We start from the raw sequence: 18,758 nt of genomic DNA on the forward strand, positions 1-18,758 counted from the left end.
CGCCACCACCCGCCACCTGCCACCACCCGCCCCCTGCGCCCACCCGCTACCGCCCACCCGCCAGCGCCACGGCGACCGTCCTCGAGCGCGGGTCGTACGCCGCGAGCGCGCGCCGCGGGCAGTGCGCGCTCGGCGCGTGGGATACGCGCTCGGCGCGGGCCGGTGCGTGCTCGGGGTGTGCAGGGCGGCGCGACGTCAGTCGGAGGCGAGCGCGAACCGCATCGGCACGAGCTTCGCGTGGGACTCGGCGAGCTCGGCCGCCGGGTCGGACGCGGCGACGACGCCGCACCCGGCGAACAGCCGCACGTGCCGGGGGTCGTGGGGGTCGACCGCGCCGGAGCGCAGCGCGATGCCCCACTCACCGTCGCCGTCGGCGCCGAACCACCCGACGGGCCCGGCGTACCGCCCGCGGTCCATGCCCTCGACGCGGCGGATGAGCTCGCGCGCCGCGTCGGTCGGCGTGCCGCACACCGCGGCGGTCGGGTGCAGCGCCGCGGCGAGGGCCAGCGACGACGGGTGCTCCGCGGCGTCGCCGGGCGCGGCGAGCACCCCTGTCACGTCGGACGCGAGGTGCAGCACGTTGGGCAGGTGCAGCACGAACGGCACGTCGGGGACGTTGCTCGACGAGCAGAACGGCTCGAGCGCGCGCGCCACCGACCGCACGGCGTACTCGTGCTCCTCGAGGTCCTTCGACGAGCGGGCGAGGATCGCGGCGCGCGCGACGTCGGCGTCGTCGTCCCCGGTCCGGCGCACGGTGCCCGCGAGCACGCGCGACTGCACGAGACCCTTCTCCGAGCGCACGAGCAGCTCGGGCGTCGCGCCGAGCATGCCGTCGACGCTGAACGTCCAGCACGAGGGGTACCGCTCGGCGAGCCGCCCGAGCGCCCATCGCACGTCGAGCGGGCGCTCGGTGCGCGCGTGCACGTCGCGAGCGAGCACCACCTTGTCCACCTCGCCCGCGCGGATCGCCGTGATGCCACGGGCGACGACGTCGGCCCAGTCGTCTGCCGAGGAGTCGTCGTACTCGACGCGGCCGGGGTCGACGGGCGAGGTGCGGGGGCGGACGACGTCCGCGAGCGTCGGTGCGGGGCCGAGCTGAGCGCCTGCGGAGATCGTCGTGAGCCACGTCCGGTCGCCGCGCCGGCCGACGACGACCTGCGGGACGACGACGACGCCACCCGCGGCGGACTCGTCGTCGAACGCGAACGACCCGAACGCGACCGGACCCGTGCCGGGCAGCCGCACCTCGTCACGCACCACGGCGTGGGCGAGCAGCTCGTGCCACGCACGCTCGGCATCGGCGAACCGCCCCGAGCCGCCGACCTCGAACCGCGCGGCCTGCCCCCAGCCCACGAGGCCGTCGCCGCGCCGGACCCACGCGAGCGGTGCGTCCGAGGGGAGCAGGTCGAGCAGGTCGGCGGCGGCCGGAGCGCCGTCGTGCAGCCGGTCGAGCGCGACGGTCCGCACGACGAGGGGCAGCGGCACACCGCCCGTCAGGGCGTCCGCGGAGGTCAGCGTGCTCATCGTCGTCCAGCGTATGCCTGCTCCGGTCTGGACCACGCTCCGGGCGGCCCGGGTGCGACGGACGTCACGGCCGGCCCGCGCGAGTACGTCGTGCGAGAACGTCGTGCGAGAACCTGCGACGATGGACGGCATGTCGCGAGCCAGCCTGGACAAGGACCCCCGCGAGGTCGCCGAGATGTTCGACGGCGTCGCCCGCCGCTACGACCGCACGAACGACGTCATCTCGCTCGGTCAGGACCGGCACTGGCGGCGCGCCACGATCGCCGCGGTCGGCGCTGAGCGAGGCGACACCGTGCTGGACCTGGCGGCCGGCACGGGGACGTCGTCGGAGCCGATGGCCGACGCCGGCGTGCGGGTGCTGCCGTGCGACCTGTCCCAGGGGATGCTCGCGGTCGGCAAGCGGCGCCGACCGGACCTGCCGTTCGTCGCGGGGAACGCGCTGCAGCTGCCGTTCGCCGACGAGTCGTTCGACGCCGTGACGATCTCGTTCGGCCTGCGCAACATCCCGGACACCGCGGCCGCGCTCGCGGAGATGCTGCGCGTGACCAGGCCCGGAGGCCGGCTCGTCGTGTGCGAGTTCTCGACGCCGAAGAACAAGGCGTTCCGCTCGGTGTACGCGAACTACCTGGTGCGCGCGCTGCCGCCGGTCGCGCGCGCGGTGTCCAAGGAGCCCGACGCGTACGTGTACCTCGCGGAGTCGATCCAGGCGTGGCCCGACCAGCGCGAGCTGGGCCTGCTCGTGAAGCGCGCGGGCTGGGAGCAGGTCGCGTTCCGCAACCTGTCGGGCGGCATCGTCGCGCTGCACCGCGGCGTCAAGCCGACCTCCTGACGCGGGGCCGTCACCCGTTCGGCCCTGCGCCCGAGGTGCCCGAAATGGGCGGGAAAGCGCTTGCCGGGGTGAACGGCCTGGGTGGTGGCACCCGGACAAGCGTCCTGGACGGGTGAACAACTCGCCGGGGCCGTCATCCGGCCCCGGCATCCTTCCGACCTGATCCGTAACGGCGACGCGCCGGACCGGACGACGGAAGGCAGAAGGACATGCGCAAGACGACGAAGGGCGCGCTGGCGATCGGTGCCGGCGTCGCGCTCCTGCTGGGCGGTGCGGGCACGCTCGCGGCGTGGCAGGTGCAGGCGAGCTCGGCCGCACAGACGGTGACGGCCGGTGACCTCAACGTCGCCACCGGCACGGGCCAGTGGTACTGGGGTTCGGCGACGATCAACACGACGACCAACGCGGTGACGTGCACCGCGGCCGACACCTCGAAGTCGATCGCGAACATCGCGAACGTCAGGATCGTCCCGGGCGACTGCGTCGTGCTCGTCACGCCGGTCACGATCACCGCGATCGGTGACCACCTCACGGCGACGCTCACCGCCGCGGGCAGCGCGCTCACCACGACGCCCTCGGGCTCGGAGTCGAACTTCACGCTCACGTCGTCCGTCGCCCCGGTCTCCGGCGCGACGGGCCTGACCGCATCGGGCGGGAACATCAACGTGACGCCGACCGGCACCCCCGCGGCGCCCAACGCGAACATCACGTCGGTCGTGATCTTCAAGGGCGAGACGACCGCCCGCAACGGCGCGACCGTCGCGGTCGGTGTCCCGGCGGTCACCGCCACGCTCAAGCAGACCGCGCCGGCCGTCGCCCCCTGACGGTCACACCTTCCGTGCGTCGCCTCTGGATCGCGCTCGCGACGGCCGTCGTGCTCACCCTCGCGGGTGGCACGGCGGCCTTCGCGGCGTGGTCCCGCACGGCGTCGACCGCGGCGACGTCCCTCACCGCGGGGGACATCTCGCTCTCGGCGACGTGGGCGACCGCACCCACGCTCACGGCGCTGACGCCGGGTGCGACCCGGCAGGGCGTCGCGAAGCTGACGCACTCGGGCAACGGGCGCTGGCAGTACCAGCTGCCGTCGTCGACGGGCGCGTCGACCATGAGCGGCCTCACGGTCGCCTACACGACGGCCACCGGCACGGCCACGTCGAGCTGCACGACGACCGCTGTCGCCGCCGACGCGTGGAGCGCCACGCAGGCCAACGGTTCGACGGTCTACGTGTGCGTGACCGTGAGCCTCTCGACCACCGCACCGAGCACGGTCCAGTCGACCCCCGCGTCGATCGCGATCGTCGTGCAGGCACGCAACCAGCCCACCAACTGACGCCCGCCCATGCCGGAGGTTCGAGCAGTGCAGAGCGCAGCAGCGACGGCACCGCAGCGCACCGCGCGCCGCGGGTGGCGTCGCCGCGCGCGCCACGCGGGGCGGCCCGCGGCCGTCCTCCTCGCTGTGGTCGCGGCCCTCGTGCTCGGCGGCGGTGGCGCCGCGTGGGCCTGGTGGACGGTCGGCTCGACGCTGCCGACGGTGGCGGCGGCAGCGGCGGCGGTGCCCCCGCCCACGGGGACGTTCGGCTGCACGCCGCGGTCCAACGGCGGTGGGCTGCTCGCGTACAACAGCTCGCTGGACCTCACCTGGGGCGCCGCGACGACGACGCCCACCAGGTACCTCGTGCACGTCGTCGGCAGCGACGGGACCGTCCTCGACGTCGACGCCGGGACCGCGCTGACGCTCAACCTCGTCAACACCGACCTCGACCCGTCGGCGACGACGACCTACACCGTCACGGTCGTGGCCCAGAAGGCCTACACGTCCGTGACGTGGTCGTCCACGGCGCTGACCCAGACGGTGAAGGCCACCCGCAAGACGTTCATCATCTTCCCGTACTACGAGATGTCGTGCGCCTGACATGACGACGCAGACCGCCCCCGACAGCGTCCCCGAGGCGACCATCGACCTCGCGGCCGGCGCCGCGCCGCGCCACTCGCGCGCGCCGCGCGACGAGCGGCTCGGGGTCGTGCGTGCCCTCGGCGGCGTGGTCTCGGGCGCGGCGCTCGCGGCGGCGGTGCTGCTCGCCCTGGCGCTCGTCGTCGTGCCCCTCCTGCTGGGGGCCACGCCGTACACGATCCTCACGGGCAGCATGCAGCCGACGATGCCGCCGGGCACGCTCGTCGTGACGCGTCCGACCCCCGTCGACCGGATCGACATCGGCGACGTCGTCACGTACCAGCTGCACTCGGAGCAGCCCGAGGTGGTGACGCACCGCGTCGTGGGCGTCGGCACGCAGTCCGACGGCTCGCACGTGTTCCTGACGCGCGGCGACGCGAACAACGCGGACGACGATCCCGTGCTCGCGGTGCAGGTGCGCGGGGTCGTCGCCTACCACGTGCCCTACCTCGGCTACGTCAACACGTGGGTGGGAGCGAACCGGCCCGGGTGGGCGCTCAAGGCCGTCGCCGGCGGTCTCATCGCGTACGGCGGCGTGCTCCTCGTCGCAGGCGCGCGGGAGCGACGACGGCGCGCCCGGACGGCCTCGTGACGCGCGGGCCGGCGGGGCGGGGTGCGGCGCGGCGCGGGCTCGTCGGGCGTGCGCGCCGCGGGCCGGCGCTGACGGCGGTGCTCGCGGGCCTGGTGGTCCTGCTGCCGGCGGCGCTCGGCCCCGCGGTGCTGCCGGCCGCTGCCGCGGCGACGGCCGACCAGCTGCTGCTCTCGACCGACGGCGTCACCTGGGGCACGACGATCCCCGGGCGCCTGTTCGCCGGGGTCGACGTGGCCGTCCCCGGCGACACGCTCGCCGGCACCCTCTGGGTGCGCAACACGTCGTCGGACCCCGCGCGCGTGGACCTCGCGGCCGCGCACGGCCTCGGGTCGGGAGCCGACTCCCTCCTGGGTGCGCTCGAGCTGACCGTCGACGGGCACCCGGTGGCGGGCGGCACGCGGTGGCACGGCCCGGGCGTCGCGGCCGGCGCGACCGTCCGCCTCGACCTCGCCGTGACGTTCGACGCCGACGCGGCGCTCGGGGCGCGCTCGCAGGTCACGCACGTGCTCGACGCGGTGCTCCTCGTGCAGACGGCAGACGGCGCCGGCGCGACCCCGACCGCCGACCCGCCCACCCCGACGCCCGACCCACCGACCCCGTCGCCCAGCGGGCCCACGTCGGGCCCGCCGTCCACGCCCGCGCCGTCTCCGACCGCGTCGGGCGGCGCGGCACCGGGGGACGGTCTCGCGCACACGGGGTCGGACGCGGCCGACCTGGTGTGGCCGGCGCTGGGCGCGGTCGTGGTCGGGGCGCTGCTGCTCCTCGCCCGCCGCCGACGCGCCGACGACGAGCCCTGACCGCCACGCTCTGACCGCCGCGCCCCGTGGTCATCTCGGAGGGGGCTCGTCCGACGCGCGGCTCTCCACCCGATCGGCGGCCACGGCAGGTGGTGACGAGGCGCCGGGGCCTGCGCCACGTGGTGAGACGGCGTCTCGCGCGTCGACACGCCGGCGATGCGTGGGCGTGGACGGGGCAGGCTCGTCGGCCGCTGAAGCCCCAGATCACGGGGCCTTCTTCACCCGGCTGCATGAGGTTAGCCATACCTTCGCAGACATCCCCAGAACGCGTGGCTATAGTCGCCGCAGCCGATAGTGAACGACGTCACAAACGAGGTCGAGCATGGTGCGCAGGGCGACGGATGACGCGGACGTCATCGTCGTGGGAGCGGGTCCCGCCGGGGCCGCGACCGCCTTCCACTGTGCCTCCGCGGGCCTCGACGTCCTGCTCCTCGACAAGGCGTCCTTCCCGCGCGACAAGATCTGCGGCGACGGCCTGACCCCCCGCGCGGTCGCCGAGCTCGTGCGCATGGGTCTGCCCCTGCGCGAGCAGGACGGCTGGATCCGCAACAAGGGCCTGCGTGTGATCGGCGGCGGCCACCGCATCGAGCTGCCGTGGCCCGAGATCTCGTCGTACCCGTCGTACGGCCTGGCCCGTGCGCGCATGTCGTTCGACCACCTGCTGGTCGAGCACGCGCGCTCCGCAGGCGCGAAGGTGCACGAGCGCACCAACGTCGTCGGCGCGGTGCGCGACGAGCGCAGCGGCCGGGTCGTCGGTGCCACGGCCCGCCCCGTCGACGCGAACGGGCGCCGCGCGGGCGAGGACGTCGTGTTCCGTGCGCCGGTCGTCGTCGCGGCCGACGGCGTGAGCGCGCGGTTCGCCACCGGCGTGGGCCTGGCCAAGCGCGACGACCGACCCATGGGCGTCGCCGTGCGCACCTACTTTCGGACCCCGCGGCACGACGACCCGTGGATGGAGTCGTGGCTCGAGCTGTGGGACGGCGAGCCGGGCCGCTCGACGCTCATGCCCGGATACGGCTGGATCTTCTCCCTGGGCGACGGCACCGCGAACGTCGGGCTCGGCTCGGTCAGCTCCACGGCCGCCGCGACGAAGGTGGACTACAAGGCGCTGTTCGCCGCGTGGATGCGCAACGCGCCCGCCGAGTGGGAGTTCACCGACGAGAACCAGCTGGGCCCCGTGCGCGGCGCGGCGCTGCCGATGGGCTTCAACCGCGGCCCGCTGTACGGCAACGGGCTCATGCTCGCGGGCGACGCGGCCGGCATGGTGAGCCCGTTCAACGGCGAGGGCATCGCGTACGGGCTGCAGGCCGGACGGGTCGCCGCGGACGCGATCGCGCAGGGGCTCGCACGCGGCTCGGCCGCGGGGCGCGAGCGCGCGTTCGCCACGTACCAGACGCGCATGAAGGACGACCTCGGCGGGTACTACACGCTCGGCCGGGTGTTCGTGCGGCTCATCGAGCACCCCGAGGTCATGCGCGTCTGCACCCGGTACGGGCTGCCGCGTCCGCTTCTCATGAAGTTCGTCCTGAAGCTGCTCTCGGACTGCTACGAACCCCGTGGTGGTGACATGGTGGACAGGACGATCTCCGCCCTCGCCCGGATCGCGCCCGCCGCATGACCCGCAAGCTCGCCCCCCGTACCTCGACGTCGAGGAGCCACGCACGATGACCAACCCGTACGTGCCGCTGCTGATCCTCATGGGGATCGCCGCCGTGCTGACGCTCGGCGGCGTGAGCGCGAGCGCCGTCATCGGCCCGAAGCGCTACAACCGCGCGAAGCTCGAGGCCTACGAGTGCGGCATCGAGCCCACGCCGCACGCGATCGGCGGCGGGCGGTTCCCGATCAAGTACTACCTGGTGGCGATGACGTTCATCGTGTTCGACATCGAGGTGGTGTTCCTCTACCCGTGGGCCGTGAGCTTCGGCGACCTCGCGATGTTCGGTCTCGTCGCGATGCTGATGTTCCTGGTGCTCATCACGGTGCCGTTCGTCTACGAGTGGCGCCGCGGGGGGCTGGAGTGGGACTGAGCACGACGAGCGAGAGGACGGCCTGAGCATGGGTATCGAAGAGGCACCCTCCGGGTTCCTGCTGACGACCATCGAGGACCTCGTCGGCTACTTCCGCAAGGGTTCGCTGTGGCCGGTGACGTTCGGACTGGCGTGCTGCGCGATCGAGATGATGGCCGCCGGCGCGCCGCGCTACGACCTGTCGCGCTTCGGCATGGAGGTGTTCCGGGCGTCCCCGCGCCAGGCCGACCTCATGATCGTCGCGGGCCGTGTGAGCCAGAAGATGGCGCCCGTCGTGCGGCAGGTCTACGACCAGATGTCCGAGCCCAAGTGGGTCCTGTCGATGGGCGTGTGCGCGAGCTCGGGCGGCATGTTCAACAACTACGCGATCGTGCAGGGCGTCGACCACATCGTGCCCGTGGACGTCTACCTCCCGGGCTGCCCGCCGCGCCCGGAGATGCTCATCAACGCGATCCTCACGCTGCACGACCAGATCTCGAAGGAGCCGATGGGCGTCAACCGCCAGGAGGCGGCCGCCGCCGCCGAGGCCGCCGCGCTCGCGGCGACACCGACGTCGCACATGACGGGCCTGCTGCGGTGAGCGACGACGTGACCGACGAGAAGAAGGACGACGTCGGCGCCCCGCACGCGCCCGTGACCGCCCCCAAGGACGCGACGCGCGACGAGCAGGCGACGACGGCGACCACGGGCGACAAGGCGGACGCGGCACAGGCCGCCAAGCCGGGGGCGGGCGCGACGAGCGACGCCGCGGCGGCGCAGTCGGCGACGGCCGCGGCCCTCGAGGCCGGCTCCCAGAACGTGCCGGCCGACGACACGGTCGCGGCGCGCACCCCGCTCGAGGTGGTCGACGTGCGGCACGGGCTGTTCGGCGTGCACGGCAGCGGCGACACGTCGGGCTACGGCGGCCTCGTCACGACGGTCGTGCTGCCCGGTCCGAGCGAGCGCCCGTACGGCGGCTGGTTCGACGAGGTCGTCGACGTGCTGACCGAGCTGCTCGACGCGTCGGGCACGGGGTACGCGAACGCGGTCGAGCACGTCGTGGTGGACCGCGGCGAGCTCACGCTGCACGTGCACCGCGAGCACCTCGTCGAGGTGACCCGCCACCTGCGCGACGACCACGACCTGCGCTTCGAGCTCAGCCTCGGCGTGAGCGGCGTGCACTACCCGCACGAGACGGGCCGCGAGCTGCACGCGGTCTACCACGTGGTGTCGGTGACGCACGGCCGCCGGCTGCGGCTCGAGGTCGCGGTGCCCGACGAGGACCCGCACGTCCCCTCCACGGTGTCGGTGTACCCGGCCAACGACTGGCACGAGCGCGAGACGTTCGACTTCTTCGGCATCGTGTTCGACGGCCACCCCGGCCTCGCGCGCATCGAGATGCCCGACGACTGGCCGGGCCACCCGCAGCGCAAGGACTACCCCCTCGGCGGCATCCCCGTCGAGTACAAGGGCGCGACCATCCCGCCCGCGGACCAGCGGAGGTCCTACTCATGAGCACGACGCACGCGACGGGCCACATCGTCGACGACGAGACGGCGGGCATCCCCAGCTTCGAGGCGTCGGGCGGCGACTGGTCGCAGATCGCCGAGGAGGCCGCGCGCCTGGGCGAGGAGCGCATCGTCGTCAACATGGGTCCGCAGCACCCGTCGACGCACGGCGTGCTGCGGCTCATGCTCGAGATCGACGGCGAGACGGTGACCGAGGCCCGCGCGGGCATCGGCTACCTGCACACCGGCATCGAGAAGAACATGGAGTTCCGCACCTGGACGCAGGGCGTCACGTTCTGCACGCGCATGGACTACGTCGCGCCGCTGTTCCAGGAGGCTGCGTACTGCCTGGGCGTCGAGAAGCTCCTGGGGATCACCGACGACATCCCGCAGCGGGCGAGCGACATCCGCGTGCTGATGATGGAGCTCAACCGCATCACGTCGCACCTGGTGTGCATCGCGACGGGCGGCAACGAGCTGGGCGCGACGACCATCATGACGGTCGGCTTCACGGCCCGCGAGGAGATCCTCAAGATCTTCGAGCTGGTGACCGGCCTGCGCATGAACAACGCGTACATCCGCCCCGGCGGCGTCGCGCAGGACCTGCCCCCGGGTGCGGTCCAGCAGACGCGCGACGCGCTCGTGCAGGTCAGGCACTACGTGCGCCAGCTCGAGGACCTCATGCTGGCCAACCCGATCCTGCACCTGCGGACCAAGGGCGTCGGCTACCTGGGACTCGCGGGCTGCATGGCCCTGGGCATCACCGGGCCGATGCTGCGCAGCGCGGGACTGCCGTACGACGCGCGCAAGACCGACCCGTACTGCGGGTACGAGACGTACGACTTCGACGTCCCGACGTCGCAGGACGCCGACGCGTGGGGCCGGATCGTGGTGCGGCTCGAGGAGATCTACCAGTCGATGCGGATCGTCGAGCAGGCGCTGGACCGCCTCGAGAAGAACCCGGGCCCGGTGATGGTGGGCGACAAGAAGATCGCCTGGCCCGCACAGCTCGCGATCGGCACGGACGGCATGGGCAACTCGCTCGACCACATCCGCGAGATCATGGGCACCTCGATGGAGGCCCTGATCCACCACTTCAAGCTGGTGACGGAGGGCTTCCGCGTCCCCGCCGGCCAGGTGTTCCAGACCGTCGAGCACCCGCGCGGCGAGCTGGGCGTCCACCTGGTGTCCGACGGCGGCACGCGCCCCTACCGCGCGCACTTCCGCGACCCGTCGTTCAACAACCTGCAGGCCACGTCGATCATCTGCGAGGGCGGCCAGGTGGCGGACGTCGTCGTCGCCGTCGCGTCGATCGACCCGGTGCTCGGAGGGGTGGACCGCTGATGACCGTCGAGCCCGTCGTCGGCCGCACGAACGGCCAGACGCACCGCACCGCGTACGACGAGGCGACGCGCGCGCGCCTCGCGGCGGACGCGGACGCGATCGTCGCGCGCTACCCGCAGGAGCGCTCGGCGCTGCTGCCGATGCTGCACCTGGTGCAGGCCGAGGACGGCTACGTGAGCCCGCGGGGCATCGCGTTCTGCGCCGACCACCTGGGCCTGACGACGGCCGAGGTGTCCGCCGTGGCGACGTTCTACACGCAGTACAAGCGCCACCCCAACGGCGAGTACACCGTGGGCGTGTGCACCAACACGCTGTGCGCCGTGATGGGCGGTGACGCCATCTGGGAGCACGTGTGCGACCACCTCGGCATCGGGCACGACGAGACCACGCAGGACGGCAAGATCACGCTCGAGCGCGTCGAGTGCAACGCAGCCTGCGACTACGCGCCGGTCGTGATGGTCAACTGGGAGTTCTTCGACAACCAGACCCCGGAGTCGGTCGCCGACGTCGTCGACCGTCTCCGGTCCGGGGAGCCCGTCGCCCCCACCCGCGGCGCCGACTCGGTCGCCACGTTCCGCGAGGTCTCGCGCGTGCTGGCCGGGTTCGACGACGGCCGGGCCGACGAGGGCGTCGGGGCCGGTGAGCCGACGATCCGCGGCACGGTCCTCGCACGCGAGAACGACTGGCGCGCGCCGGCGTTCCCGGGCGAGGAGGGCGGCGGCTCGTCGCGGACCGCTGCTCGCGGCGGCGGCTCGACGCACGAGCCGAAGACCGGCGGCGAGCAGTCGAGCGCCGAGCGGCCGGCGACGACCGCGGGCGACGCCTCGTCGGCCGCGCAGGAGAAGCAGCAGGCCTCCCGAGACGCGAAGGAGCAGTGATGGGCACGACCCTCACCCCTGTGCTCAGCGACCGGTGGGACGCCGAGCAGTCGTGGAAGCTGTCGACGTACGAGCAGGGCGGCGGCTACCGTGGCCTGCGGCGCGCGCTCGGCATGCAGGCGGCCGACGTCGTCACGATGGTCAAGGACTCGGGCCTGCGCGGCCGCGGCGGCGCGGGCTTCCCGACCGGCATGAAGTGGGGCTTCCTGCCCGCGCCGGACGGCGGTCCGCGCTACCTCGTCGTCAACGCCGACGAGTCCGAGCCGGGCACCTGCAAGGACATCCCGCTCATGCTGGCCAGCCCGCAGGACCTCATCGAGGGCGTCATCATCACGTCCTACGCGATCGGCTGCCACCACGCGTTCGTCTACGTGCGCGGCGAGGTCGTGCACGTGTACCGCCGGCTGCTCGCCGCGGTCGCCGAGGCGCGCGCGGCCGGCTACGTGGGCACCGACATCCTCGGCTCGGGCTTCGACCTGGAGATCACGGTGCACGCGGGTGCGGGCGCGTACATCTGCGGCGAGGAGACCGCGCTGCTCGACTCGCTCGAAGGACTGCGCGGTCAGCCGCGCCTCAAGCCCCCGTTCCCCGCGGTCGCGGGCCTGTACGCGCGGCCGACGGTGGTGAACAACGTCGAGTCGATCGCCTCGGTGCCGGGCATCCTGCGCGGCGGCGCCGACTGGTTCAAGCAGATGGGCACCGAGCGCTCGACGGGCCACGGCCTGTTCTCGCTGTCCGGCCACGTGACTCGGCCCGGGCAGTACGAGGCCCCGCTCGGCATCACGCTGCGCGAGCTGCTCGACATGGCCGGTGGGGTGCGCGAGGGGCACGAGCTGAAGTTCTGGACGCCCGGCGGCTCGTCGACCCCGATCTTCACCGCCGAGCACCTCGACGTCCCGCTCGACTACGAGTCGGTCGGCGCGGCGGGCTCGATGCTCGGCACGCGCGCGCTGCAGATCTTCGACGAGACGACCTCGGTGGTGCGCGCCGTGACGCGCTGGACCGAGTTCTACAAGCACGAGTCGTGCGGCAAGTGCACGCCGTGCCGCGAGGGCACGTTCTGGCTCGCGCAGGTGCTGCAGCGCATCGAGCGCGGGCAGGGCACGCCGCAGGACATCGACCTGCTGCTCGACCTGTGCGACAACATCCTCGGCCGCGCCTTCTGCGCGCTGGGCGACGGCGCGACCAGCCCCATCACGAGCGCCGTGAAGTACTTCCGGGAGGAGTTCGAGGCGGGCTGCCACACGCCAGCCGACGTGCTGTTCCCGCCCGAGCGCAGCGCGCTGTTCGACTACCGCCCGCGCTCCGGCGCGGCCCTCGCGGGGGTGCACGCATGACGATCACGTCGGCCGGTCCGACCACGCCGCTCGTGCCTGCGGCCCCGCCCGCCGCGCCGCAGGAGCCGGCAGACACCGTCACGTTCACGATCGACGGCATCGAGACGAGCGTCCCCCAGGGCACGCTCGTGATCCGCGCCGCCGAGGAGCTGGGCATCCAGATCCCGCGGTTCTGCGACCACCCGCTGCTGGCCCCCGCGGGCGCGTGCCGGCAGTGCCTGGTCGAGGTGTGGGCACCCGGCCGCGACGGCAACCCTGCGAAGATGCCCAAGCCGCAGGCGTCGTGCACGCTCGAGGCGACGCCCGGCATGGACGTGCGCACGCAGCACACGAGCGCCGAGGCGGACAAGGCTCAGCACGGCGTCATGGAGCTGCTGCTCATCAACCACCCGCTCGACTGCCCGGTGTGCGACAAGGGCGGCGAGTGCCCGCTGCAGAACCAGGCGATGAGCAACGGGCGCGCCACGAGCCGGTTCGTCGACGTCAAGCGCACGTTCCCCAAGCCGATCTCGATCTCCACGCAGATCCTGCTGGACCGCGAGCGGTGCGTGCTGTGCCAGCGGTGCACGCGGTTCTCCGAGGAGATCGCGGGCGACGCGTTCATCGACCTGCAGAAGCGCGGTGCGCAGCAGCAGATCGGCACGTTCGACACCCAGGTGCTCGGCTACGTCGGCGACGCGCCCGTGGGCGAGTCGACCGAGGACGTCAGCGGCAAGCCGTTCGCGTCCTACTTCTCGGGCAACACCGTGCAGATCTGCCCGGTCGGTGCCCTCACGAGCGCCGCGTACCGGTTCCGCTCGCGCCCGTTCGACCTCGTGTCGACGCCGGGCATCTCGGAGCACGACTCGAACGGCTCCGCGATCCGCGTCGACCACCGCCGCGGTGTGGTGCTGCGCCGGCTCGCGGGCGACGACCCCGCCGTGAACCGGGAGTGGATCAGCGACAAGGACCGCTTCGCGTTCACCTGGCAGTCCGCGCCCGACCGCCTGACGACCCCGCTCGTGCGGCGTCCCGGCGCCGACGGCTCGCGCGGCGAGCTCGAGCCCGCGAGCTGGGTCGAGGCGCTCGGCGCCGCGGCCGCGGGCCTGCGCGCCGCGGAGTCCGTGGGCGTGCTCGCGGGCGGGCGGCTCACGCTCGAGGACGCCTACGCGTACGGCAAGCTCGCACGCGTCGCGCTGGGCACCAACGACGTCGACGGCCGCGCACGACCGCACTCCGACGAGGAGGAGGCGTTCCTCGCCCACCACGTCGCGGGCCGCACGCTCGAGGTGACGTTCGCGGACCTGGACCGGGCGCCCGCGGTGCTGCTCGTCGGGCTCGAGCCCGAGGAGGAGGCCGGCGTCCTGTTCCTGCGCCTGCGCGCGGCGGCGCTGCACCACGGCACGCGCGTGCTCTCGGTCGCGGCGCTCGCGACGCGCGGGCTGACGCGTCTGAACGGCACGCTGCTCGCAGCGGCGCCCGGGACCGAGGCGGAGGTGCTCGACGGGATCGTCGACGGCGCCGACGACGAGCTCGGGTCCGCCGCCGAGATGCTCGCGGCCGACGGTGCCGTGGTGCTCGTCGGCGAGCGACTGGCAGGCGTGCCGGGCGGGTTCTCCGCGGTGCTGCGGCTCGCCGCCCGTTCCGGTGCCCGGCTCGCGTGGGTGCCGCGGCGTGCCGGCGAGCGCGGTGCGGTCGAGGCCGGCCTGCTGCCGACGCTGCTGCCGGGCGGGCGCCCGGTGGCCGACGACGCCGCGCGGGCCGAGCTCGCCGCGGCATGGCGCGTCGACGAGCTGCCGGCGGTACCCGGGCGGTCGACCTCGCAGATCGTCGCCGCCGCGCGCGACGGCAGCCTCGGCGCGCTCGTCGTCGGGGGCGTGGACCCCGCCGACCTGCCCGACCCGGCGCTCGCGCGCGACGCACTGGACCGCGTGGGCTTCCTCGTCTCGCTCGAGGTGCGGCCCTCCGAGGTGACCGAGCGCGCGGACGTCGTGCTGCCCGTCGCGCCCCCCGTGGAGAAGCCCGGGACGTTCGTGACGTGGGAGGGGCGCCCGCGTCCGTTCCCGCAGGCGCTCGTCTCGCACGCGCTGCCGGACCACCGCGTGCTCGACCGCCTCGCGGCCGAGCTCGGCGTGGACCTCGGCCTCGCGACCGTGAACGACGTGCACGCCGAGCTGGACCGTGTCGGCGGCTGGTCGGGCGCCCGCGTCGCCGCGCCCGACGTCGAGGCCGCCGAGCCGCCCGCCGTCGCACCGGGCACGGCCGTGCTCGCGACGTGGCACCAGCTGCTCGACGCGGGCCGCCTGCAGCAGGGCGAGCCGCACCTCGCGGGCACCGCCAAGCGCCCGACCGCCCGCGTGTCTGCGGCCACCGCCGCCGCGGCGGGCGTCGCGGACGGCGACCTGCTGGCCGTGAGCACCGACGCGGGCACCGTCACGATCCCCGTCGCGGTGAGCGACATGCCGGACCACGTGGTGTGGCTGCCGACGAACGCGCCGGGCTCGGCCGTGCGGGACACGCTGCACGCCGACTCGGGCACGCTCGTGCGGATCGCGAGTGCCGGCACGACGAGCACCATCACCACCCTCGGGGAGGCCTGATGCACGCGGGCATGCTGGGCGCGGCGGTCGCGCCCGTGACGGCGGACTTCAGCCAGGACACGTGGTGGCTGTGGGTCATCAAGGCCGTCGTCATCATCGTGTTCCTGCTGACGAGCGTGCTGTTCGCGATCTGGTTCGAGCGCAAGGTCGTCGCGCGCATGCAGGTGCGTCCCGGCCCCAACGTGCACGGCCCGTTCGGTCTGCTGCAGTCGCTCGCCGACGCCATGAAGCTCCTGTTCAAGGAGGACATGACGGTCTCCGCGGCGGACAAGATCGTCTACCTCGTCGCGCCGATGATCGCGGTGTTCTGCTCGCTGCTGACGTTCGCGGTCATCCCGCTCGGCCCGGCGGTGAACCTCTTCGGCCACCACACGCCGCTGCAGCTCACCGACTTCCCGGTCGCGGTGCTCTACATCCTTGCGTGCGCGTCGGTAGGCGTGTACGGCATCGTGCTCGGCGGCTGGGCGTCGAACTCGACGTACCCGCTGCTCGGCGGCGTGCGCTCCACGGCCCAGGTCATCAGCTACGAGCTCGCGATGGGCCTGTCGCTCGTCACGGTGTTCCTCATGGCGGGCTCGATGTCGACGTCGCAGATCGTGTCGTCCCAGACGAAGCTGTGGTGGTTCATCCCGCTGCTGCCCGCGTTCGTCATCTACGTGATCTCGATGGTCGGCGAGACCAACCGCCTGCCGTTCGACCTCCCGGAGGCCGAGGGCGAGCTCGTCGGCGGGTACACCACCGAGTACTCGTCGATGAAGTTCGCGTGGTTCTTCCTCGCGGAGTACATCAACATGCTCAACGTCTCCGCGGTCGCGACGACGCTGTTCCTCGGCGGCTGGCGCGCACCGTTCGGCATCTCGCTGATCAACGACGGCATGTTCAACACGGGCTGGTGGCCCGTGCTGTGGTTCCTGGTGAAGCTGTGGGCCGTCATGTTCTTCTTCGTCTGGGTCCGTGGCTCGGTGCTGCGCTTCCGGTACGACCAGTTCATGAACCTCGGCTGGAAGCTCCTCATCCCGGCCGCGCTCGTGTGGTTGGTCGCGGTCGCCGCGTTCAAGGGGCTGCGCGACTTCAGCGACCTCGACCTGCGCACGTGGCTGTTCGTGCTCGCGGGGGTCCTGGTGCTCGCGATCGTCGTCTCGCTGTTCTTCCCCGAGAAGAAGGCGCCGGAGCCGACGAAGGCCGCGGCGCCGCGCGAGTTCGACCCCTTCGCGGCCGGCTACCCCGTCCCGCCCCTGCCCGGCCAGGTGCTCCCGCCCTCTCCGCGCAAGGGCCGCGTGACCGCGGCAGCGAGCGTGCCCGCGGGGGCGCCCGACCCGTCCGAGACCACCCCGGAGGTGCACGGTGGCTGAACCGCGCAAGAAGCCGGCCGTTGCGAAGGCAGCGCCCGGCAAGGCAGCGCCTGGAGCGACAGCGCCCGGCAAGGGCGTCGCCCCGCGCAAGCCCGCCGGCGAGGTCGGCGCACCGGCCGACGGGTACCGCTCGGTCGTTCCCCCGGCGACCGGGCTGCGCGCGGCGTTCGCGCCCGTGGGCGGGTTCGGCGTCACGATCTCGAACATGTTCCGCGGCACGGTGACCGAGGAGTACCCCTCCGAGAAGGTCCCGGCCAAGCCGCGGTACCACGGGCGCCACCAGCTCAACCGCTACGCGGACGGCCTAGAGAAGTGCATCGGCTGCGAGCTGTGCGCGTGGGCGTGCCCCGCGGACGCCATCTACGTCGAGGGCGCTGACAACACGCCCGACGACCAGCACTCGCCCGGCGAGCGCTACGGCCGCGTCTACCAGATCAACTACCTGCGCTGCATCTTCTGCGGCCTGTGCATCGAGGCGTGCCCCACACGCGCGCTCACGATGACCAACGAGTACGAGCTCGCCGGTCCGACCCGCGCGGGCATGATCTGGGAGAAGCAGGACCTGCTCGCCCCGCTGCGTGAGGGCATGCTCGCCGCGCCGCACCCGATGGTGGAGGGCACGACGGACACCGAGTACTACCGCGGCGAGGTCAGCGGCCCCACGGACGCGCAGCGCGCGTGGGTGCGCGAGCACCGTCCCGACGACCCGACGCTGCCCGAGGGCGCCGGCGTCGAGGCCGCGAACGTGCCGGGCGAGACGGCCGCCGAGATGGCGCGGCTCGTGGCGGGCGCGAACAAGCAGGGCGCCCGATGAGCCCGCTCGCGGCGCACCTGCCAGCGCACCTGCCCGCGCTGCTGCCGACCGCCCTGCCCGCGGCCGTCGACACCGCGGGTCGTGCGTCCACGGGCGAGGCGGTCCTGTTCTGGGTGCTCGCGCCGATCATGGTGATCGCGGCGCTCGGCCTGCTGTTCGCCCGCAAGGCCGTGCACGCGGCGCTGTCGCTCATCGTCGTGATGATCTCGCTCGCGTTCATGTACGTGACGCAGGGCGCGGTGTTCCTCGGGGTCGTGCAGGTGGTCGTCTACACCGGCGCGATCATGATGCTGTTCCTGTTCGTCCTCATGCTCGTGGGCGTGGACAGCGCGGACTCGCTCGTCGAGACGATCCGCGGGCAGCGCTGGATCGGCGTGATCGCCGCGCTCGGCCTCCTCGTCGTGCTCGGGGGCGTCCTGCTCGCGGCGACGTACCCGGTGCCCACGGGCCTCGGCGAGGCGAACGCGGACTCGAACCCGGTGGGCGTCGCGCACCTCATCTTCTCGGACCACGTGTTCGCGATGGAGGTCGTCGGCGCGCTGCTCGTGACGGCCGCGCTCGGAGCTCTCGTCATGAGCCACCGCCGTCGGCTCACGCCGAAGCGTGGCCAGCGCGAGCTCGCGGACCTGCGCGTCGCCGGCGGCCACCACCTCGCGCCGCTGCCGGCGCCCGGTGTGTACGCGCGGCACAACGCGATGGACGTCCCCGCGCTCGACCCGTACGGCAACCCGATCGACAGCTCGGTGCCGCGCGTGCTGCGCGTGCGCGGTCAGGAGGCCGACGCGAACGAGTACGCGGCGCGCATCGACCGCGTGCTGGCGGGCGGTGCGGCGCGTGACGTGACACCCGACCCGGAACTCGCGACGACGCCCGGCGGCTCCGCACCACCGGACGGTGCCGCGGGTGCGGGCACCGACGGCCCGACGACGACGGGGGAGGAGGCCCGGTGAACCTCACCAACTACCTCGTGCTGTCGGGGATCCTGTTCTCGATCGGCTCCGCGACCGTGCTGCTGCGGCGCAACGCGATCATCGTGTTCATGGGCATCGAGCTCATGCTCAACGCGACCAACCTGATGCTCGTGACGTTCTCCCGCATGCACGGCGCGCTGGACGGGCAGGTGCTCGCGTTCTTCGTGATGGTCGTCGCCGCGGCGGAGGTCGTCGTCGGGCTCGCGATCATCGTGTCGATCTACCGGACCCGGCGCTCGGCCTCGGTCGACGACGTGAACCTGCTGAAGAGCTGAG

19 protein-coding genes are annotated in these 18,758 nt (G+C 73.2%); 18 read left to right on the plus strand and 1 reads right to left on the minus strand.

Going from position 1 to position 18,758, the window contains the following annotated elements; all coding sequences use genetic code 11:
* Positions 1-195 precede the first annotated feature (195 nt).
* Positions 196-1,524 carry an isochorismate synthase MenF gene (locus AW16_RS0110475; RefSeq protein ID WP_029290173.1) on the minus strand — a complete coding sequence of 443 codons (1,329 nt, stop codon included), beginning with the start codon at positions 1,522-1,524 and terminating at the stop codon, positions 196-198.
* A 130-nt stretch (positions 1,525-1,654) separates the two neighbouring features.
* Between AW16_RS0110475 and AW16_RS0110480 the strand changes: the two genes are divergently transcribed.
* From AW16_RS0110480 to nuoK, 18 genes are all read left to right on the plus strand, one after another.
* Positions 1,655-2,353 (plus strand): demethylmenaquinone methyltransferase, encoded by a 699-nt coding sequence (locus AW16_RS0110480; RefSeq protein ID WP_029290174.1) that lies wholly within the window; start codon positions 1,655-1,657, stop codon positions 2,351-2,353.
* Positions 2,354-2,562: 209 nt separating this feature from the next.
* Positions 2,563-3,177 (plus strand): alternate-type signal peptide domain-containing protein, encoded by a 615-nt coding sequence (locus AW16_RS17720; RefSeq protein ID WP_051681862.1) that lies wholly within the window; start codon positions 2,563-2,565, stop codon positions 3,175-3,177.
* Positions 3,178-3,191: 14 nt separating this feature from the next.
* Complete coding sequence (locus AW16_RS0110490) at positions 3,192-3,683, plus strand: hypothetical protein (protein ID WP_029290177.1); 492 nt, start codon at positions 3,192-3,194, stop codon at positions 3,681-3,683.
* Between the two features lie 27 nt (positions 3,684-3,710).
* Positions 3,711-4,265 carry a hypothetical protein gene (locus tag AW16_RS0110495; RefSeq protein WP_029290178.1) on the plus strand — a complete coding sequence of 185 codons (555 nt, stop codon included), beginning with the start codon at positions 3,711-3,713 and terminating at the stop codon, positions 4,263-4,265.
* A gap of 1 nt (position 4,266) precedes the next feature.
* Entirely contained in the window at positions 4,267-4,896 is a 630-nt protein-coding gene (locus AW16_RS0110500; RefSeq protein ID WP_081861594.1) for a signal peptidase I, read from the plus strand.
* Entirely contained in the window at positions 4,893-5,693 is an 801-nt protein-coding gene (locus AW16_RS18440; protein WP_029290180.1) for an LPXTG cell wall anchor domain-containing protein, read from the plus strand. The genes AW16_RS0110500 and AW16_RS18440 overlap by 4 nt, the downstream gene beginning before the upstream one ends.
* A gap of 322 nt (positions 5,694-6,015) precedes the next feature.
* Entirely contained in the window at positions 6,016-7,311 is a 1,296-nt protein-coding gene (locus tag AW16_RS0110510; protein WP_029290182.1) for a geranylgeranyl reductase family protein, read from the plus strand.
* Between the two features lie 46 nt (positions 7,312-7,357).
* Positions 7,358-7,720 carry an NADH-quinone oxidoreductase subunit A gene (locus AW16_RS0110515; protein ID WP_029290184.1) on the plus strand — a complete coding sequence of 121 codons (363 nt, stop codon included), beginning with the start codon at positions 7,358-7,360 and terminating at the stop codon, positions 7,718-7,720.
* Positions 7,721-7,748: 28 nt separating this feature from the next.
* Positions 7,749-8,300 carry an NADH-quinone oxidoreductase subunit B family protein gene (locus AW16_RS0110520; protein ID WP_029290186.1) on the plus strand — a complete coding sequence of 184 codons (552 nt, stop codon included), beginning with the start codon at positions 7,749-7,751 and terminating at the stop codon, positions 8,298-8,300.
* Positions 8,297-9,214 carry an NADH-quinone oxidoreductase subunit C gene (locus AW16_RS0110525; protein WP_369794781.1) on the plus strand — a complete coding sequence of 306 codons (918 nt, stop codon included), beginning with the start codon at positions 8,297-8,299 and terminating at the stop codon, positions 9,212-9,214. The genes AW16_RS0110520 and AW16_RS0110525 overlap by 4 nt, the downstream gene beginning before the upstream one ends.
* Complete coding sequence (locus AW16_RS0110530) at positions 9,211-10,551, plus strand: NADH-quinone oxidoreductase subunit D (RefSeq protein ID WP_029290190.1); 1,341 nt, start codon at positions 9,211-9,213, stop codon at positions 10,549-10,551. Before AW16_RS0110525 ends, AW16_RS0110530 begins: the two co-directional genes overlap by 4 nt.
* Positions 10,551-11,429, plus strand: a complete 879-nt coding sequence (gene nuoE, locus AW16_RS0110535) for an NADH-quinone oxidoreductase subunit NuoE (RefSeq protein WP_029290192.1) — start codon at positions 10,551-10,553, stop codon at positions 11,427-11,429. Before AW16_RS0110530 ends, nuoE begins: the two co-directional genes overlap by 1 nt.
* On the plus strand, positions 11,429-12,766 hold the full coding sequence (gene nuoF / locus AW16_RS0110540; RefSeq protein WP_029290194.1) for an NADH-quinone oxidoreductase subunit NuoF: 1,338 nt from the start codon (positions 11,429-11,431) through the stop codon (positions 12,764-12,766). The genes nuoE and nuoF overlap by 1 nt, the downstream gene beginning before the upstream one ends.
* The gene (locus tag AW16_RS0110545; RefSeq protein WP_029290196.1) at positions 12,763-15,345 is read left to right on the plus strand and encodes an NADH-quinone oxidoreductase subunit G; all 2,583 of its coding nucleotides are present in this window, start codon (positions 12,763-12,765) and stop codon (positions 15,343-15,345) included. Before nuoF ends, AW16_RS0110545 begins: the two co-directional genes overlap by 4 nt.
* A complete protein-coding gene (gene nuoH / locus AW16_RS0110550) occupies positions 15,345-16,697 on the plus strand; it encodes an NADH-quinone oxidoreductase subunit NuoH (protein WP_051681863.1) in 1,353 nt (450 codons plus the stop codon). The genes AW16_RS0110545 and nuoH overlap by 1 nt, the downstream gene beginning before the upstream one ends.
* The gene (gene nuoI / locus AW16_RS0110555; protein WP_034648779.1) at positions 16,690-17,511 is read left to right on the plus strand and encodes an NADH-quinone oxidoreductase subunit NuoI; all 822 of its coding nucleotides are present in this window, start codon (positions 16,690-16,692) and stop codon (positions 17,509-17,511) included. Before nuoH ends, nuoI begins: the two co-directional genes overlap by 8 nt.
* Positions 17,508-18,461: an NADH-quinone oxidoreductase subunit J gene (locus tag AW16_RS0110560; protein ID WP_081861596.1), complete on the plus strand. Its 954-nt coding sequence runs from the start codon at positions 17,508-17,510 to the stop codon at positions 18,459-18,461. The genes nuoI and AW16_RS0110560 overlap by 4 nt, the downstream gene beginning before the upstream one ends.
* Complete coding sequence (gene nuoK, locus AW16_RS0110565) at positions 18,458-18,757, plus strand: NADH-quinone oxidoreductase subunit NuoK (protein WP_029290204.1); 300 nt, start codon at positions 18,458-18,460, stop codon at positions 18,755-18,757. The genes AW16_RS0110560 and nuoK overlap by 4 nt, the downstream gene beginning before the upstream one ends.
* Position 18,758 lies beyond the last annotated feature (1 nt).

The sequence above is a fragment of the Cellulomonas sp. HZM genome, assembly GCF_000708885.1.
GTDB lineage: Bacteria > Actinomycetota > Actinomycetes > Actinomycetales > Cellulomonadaceae > Cellulomonas.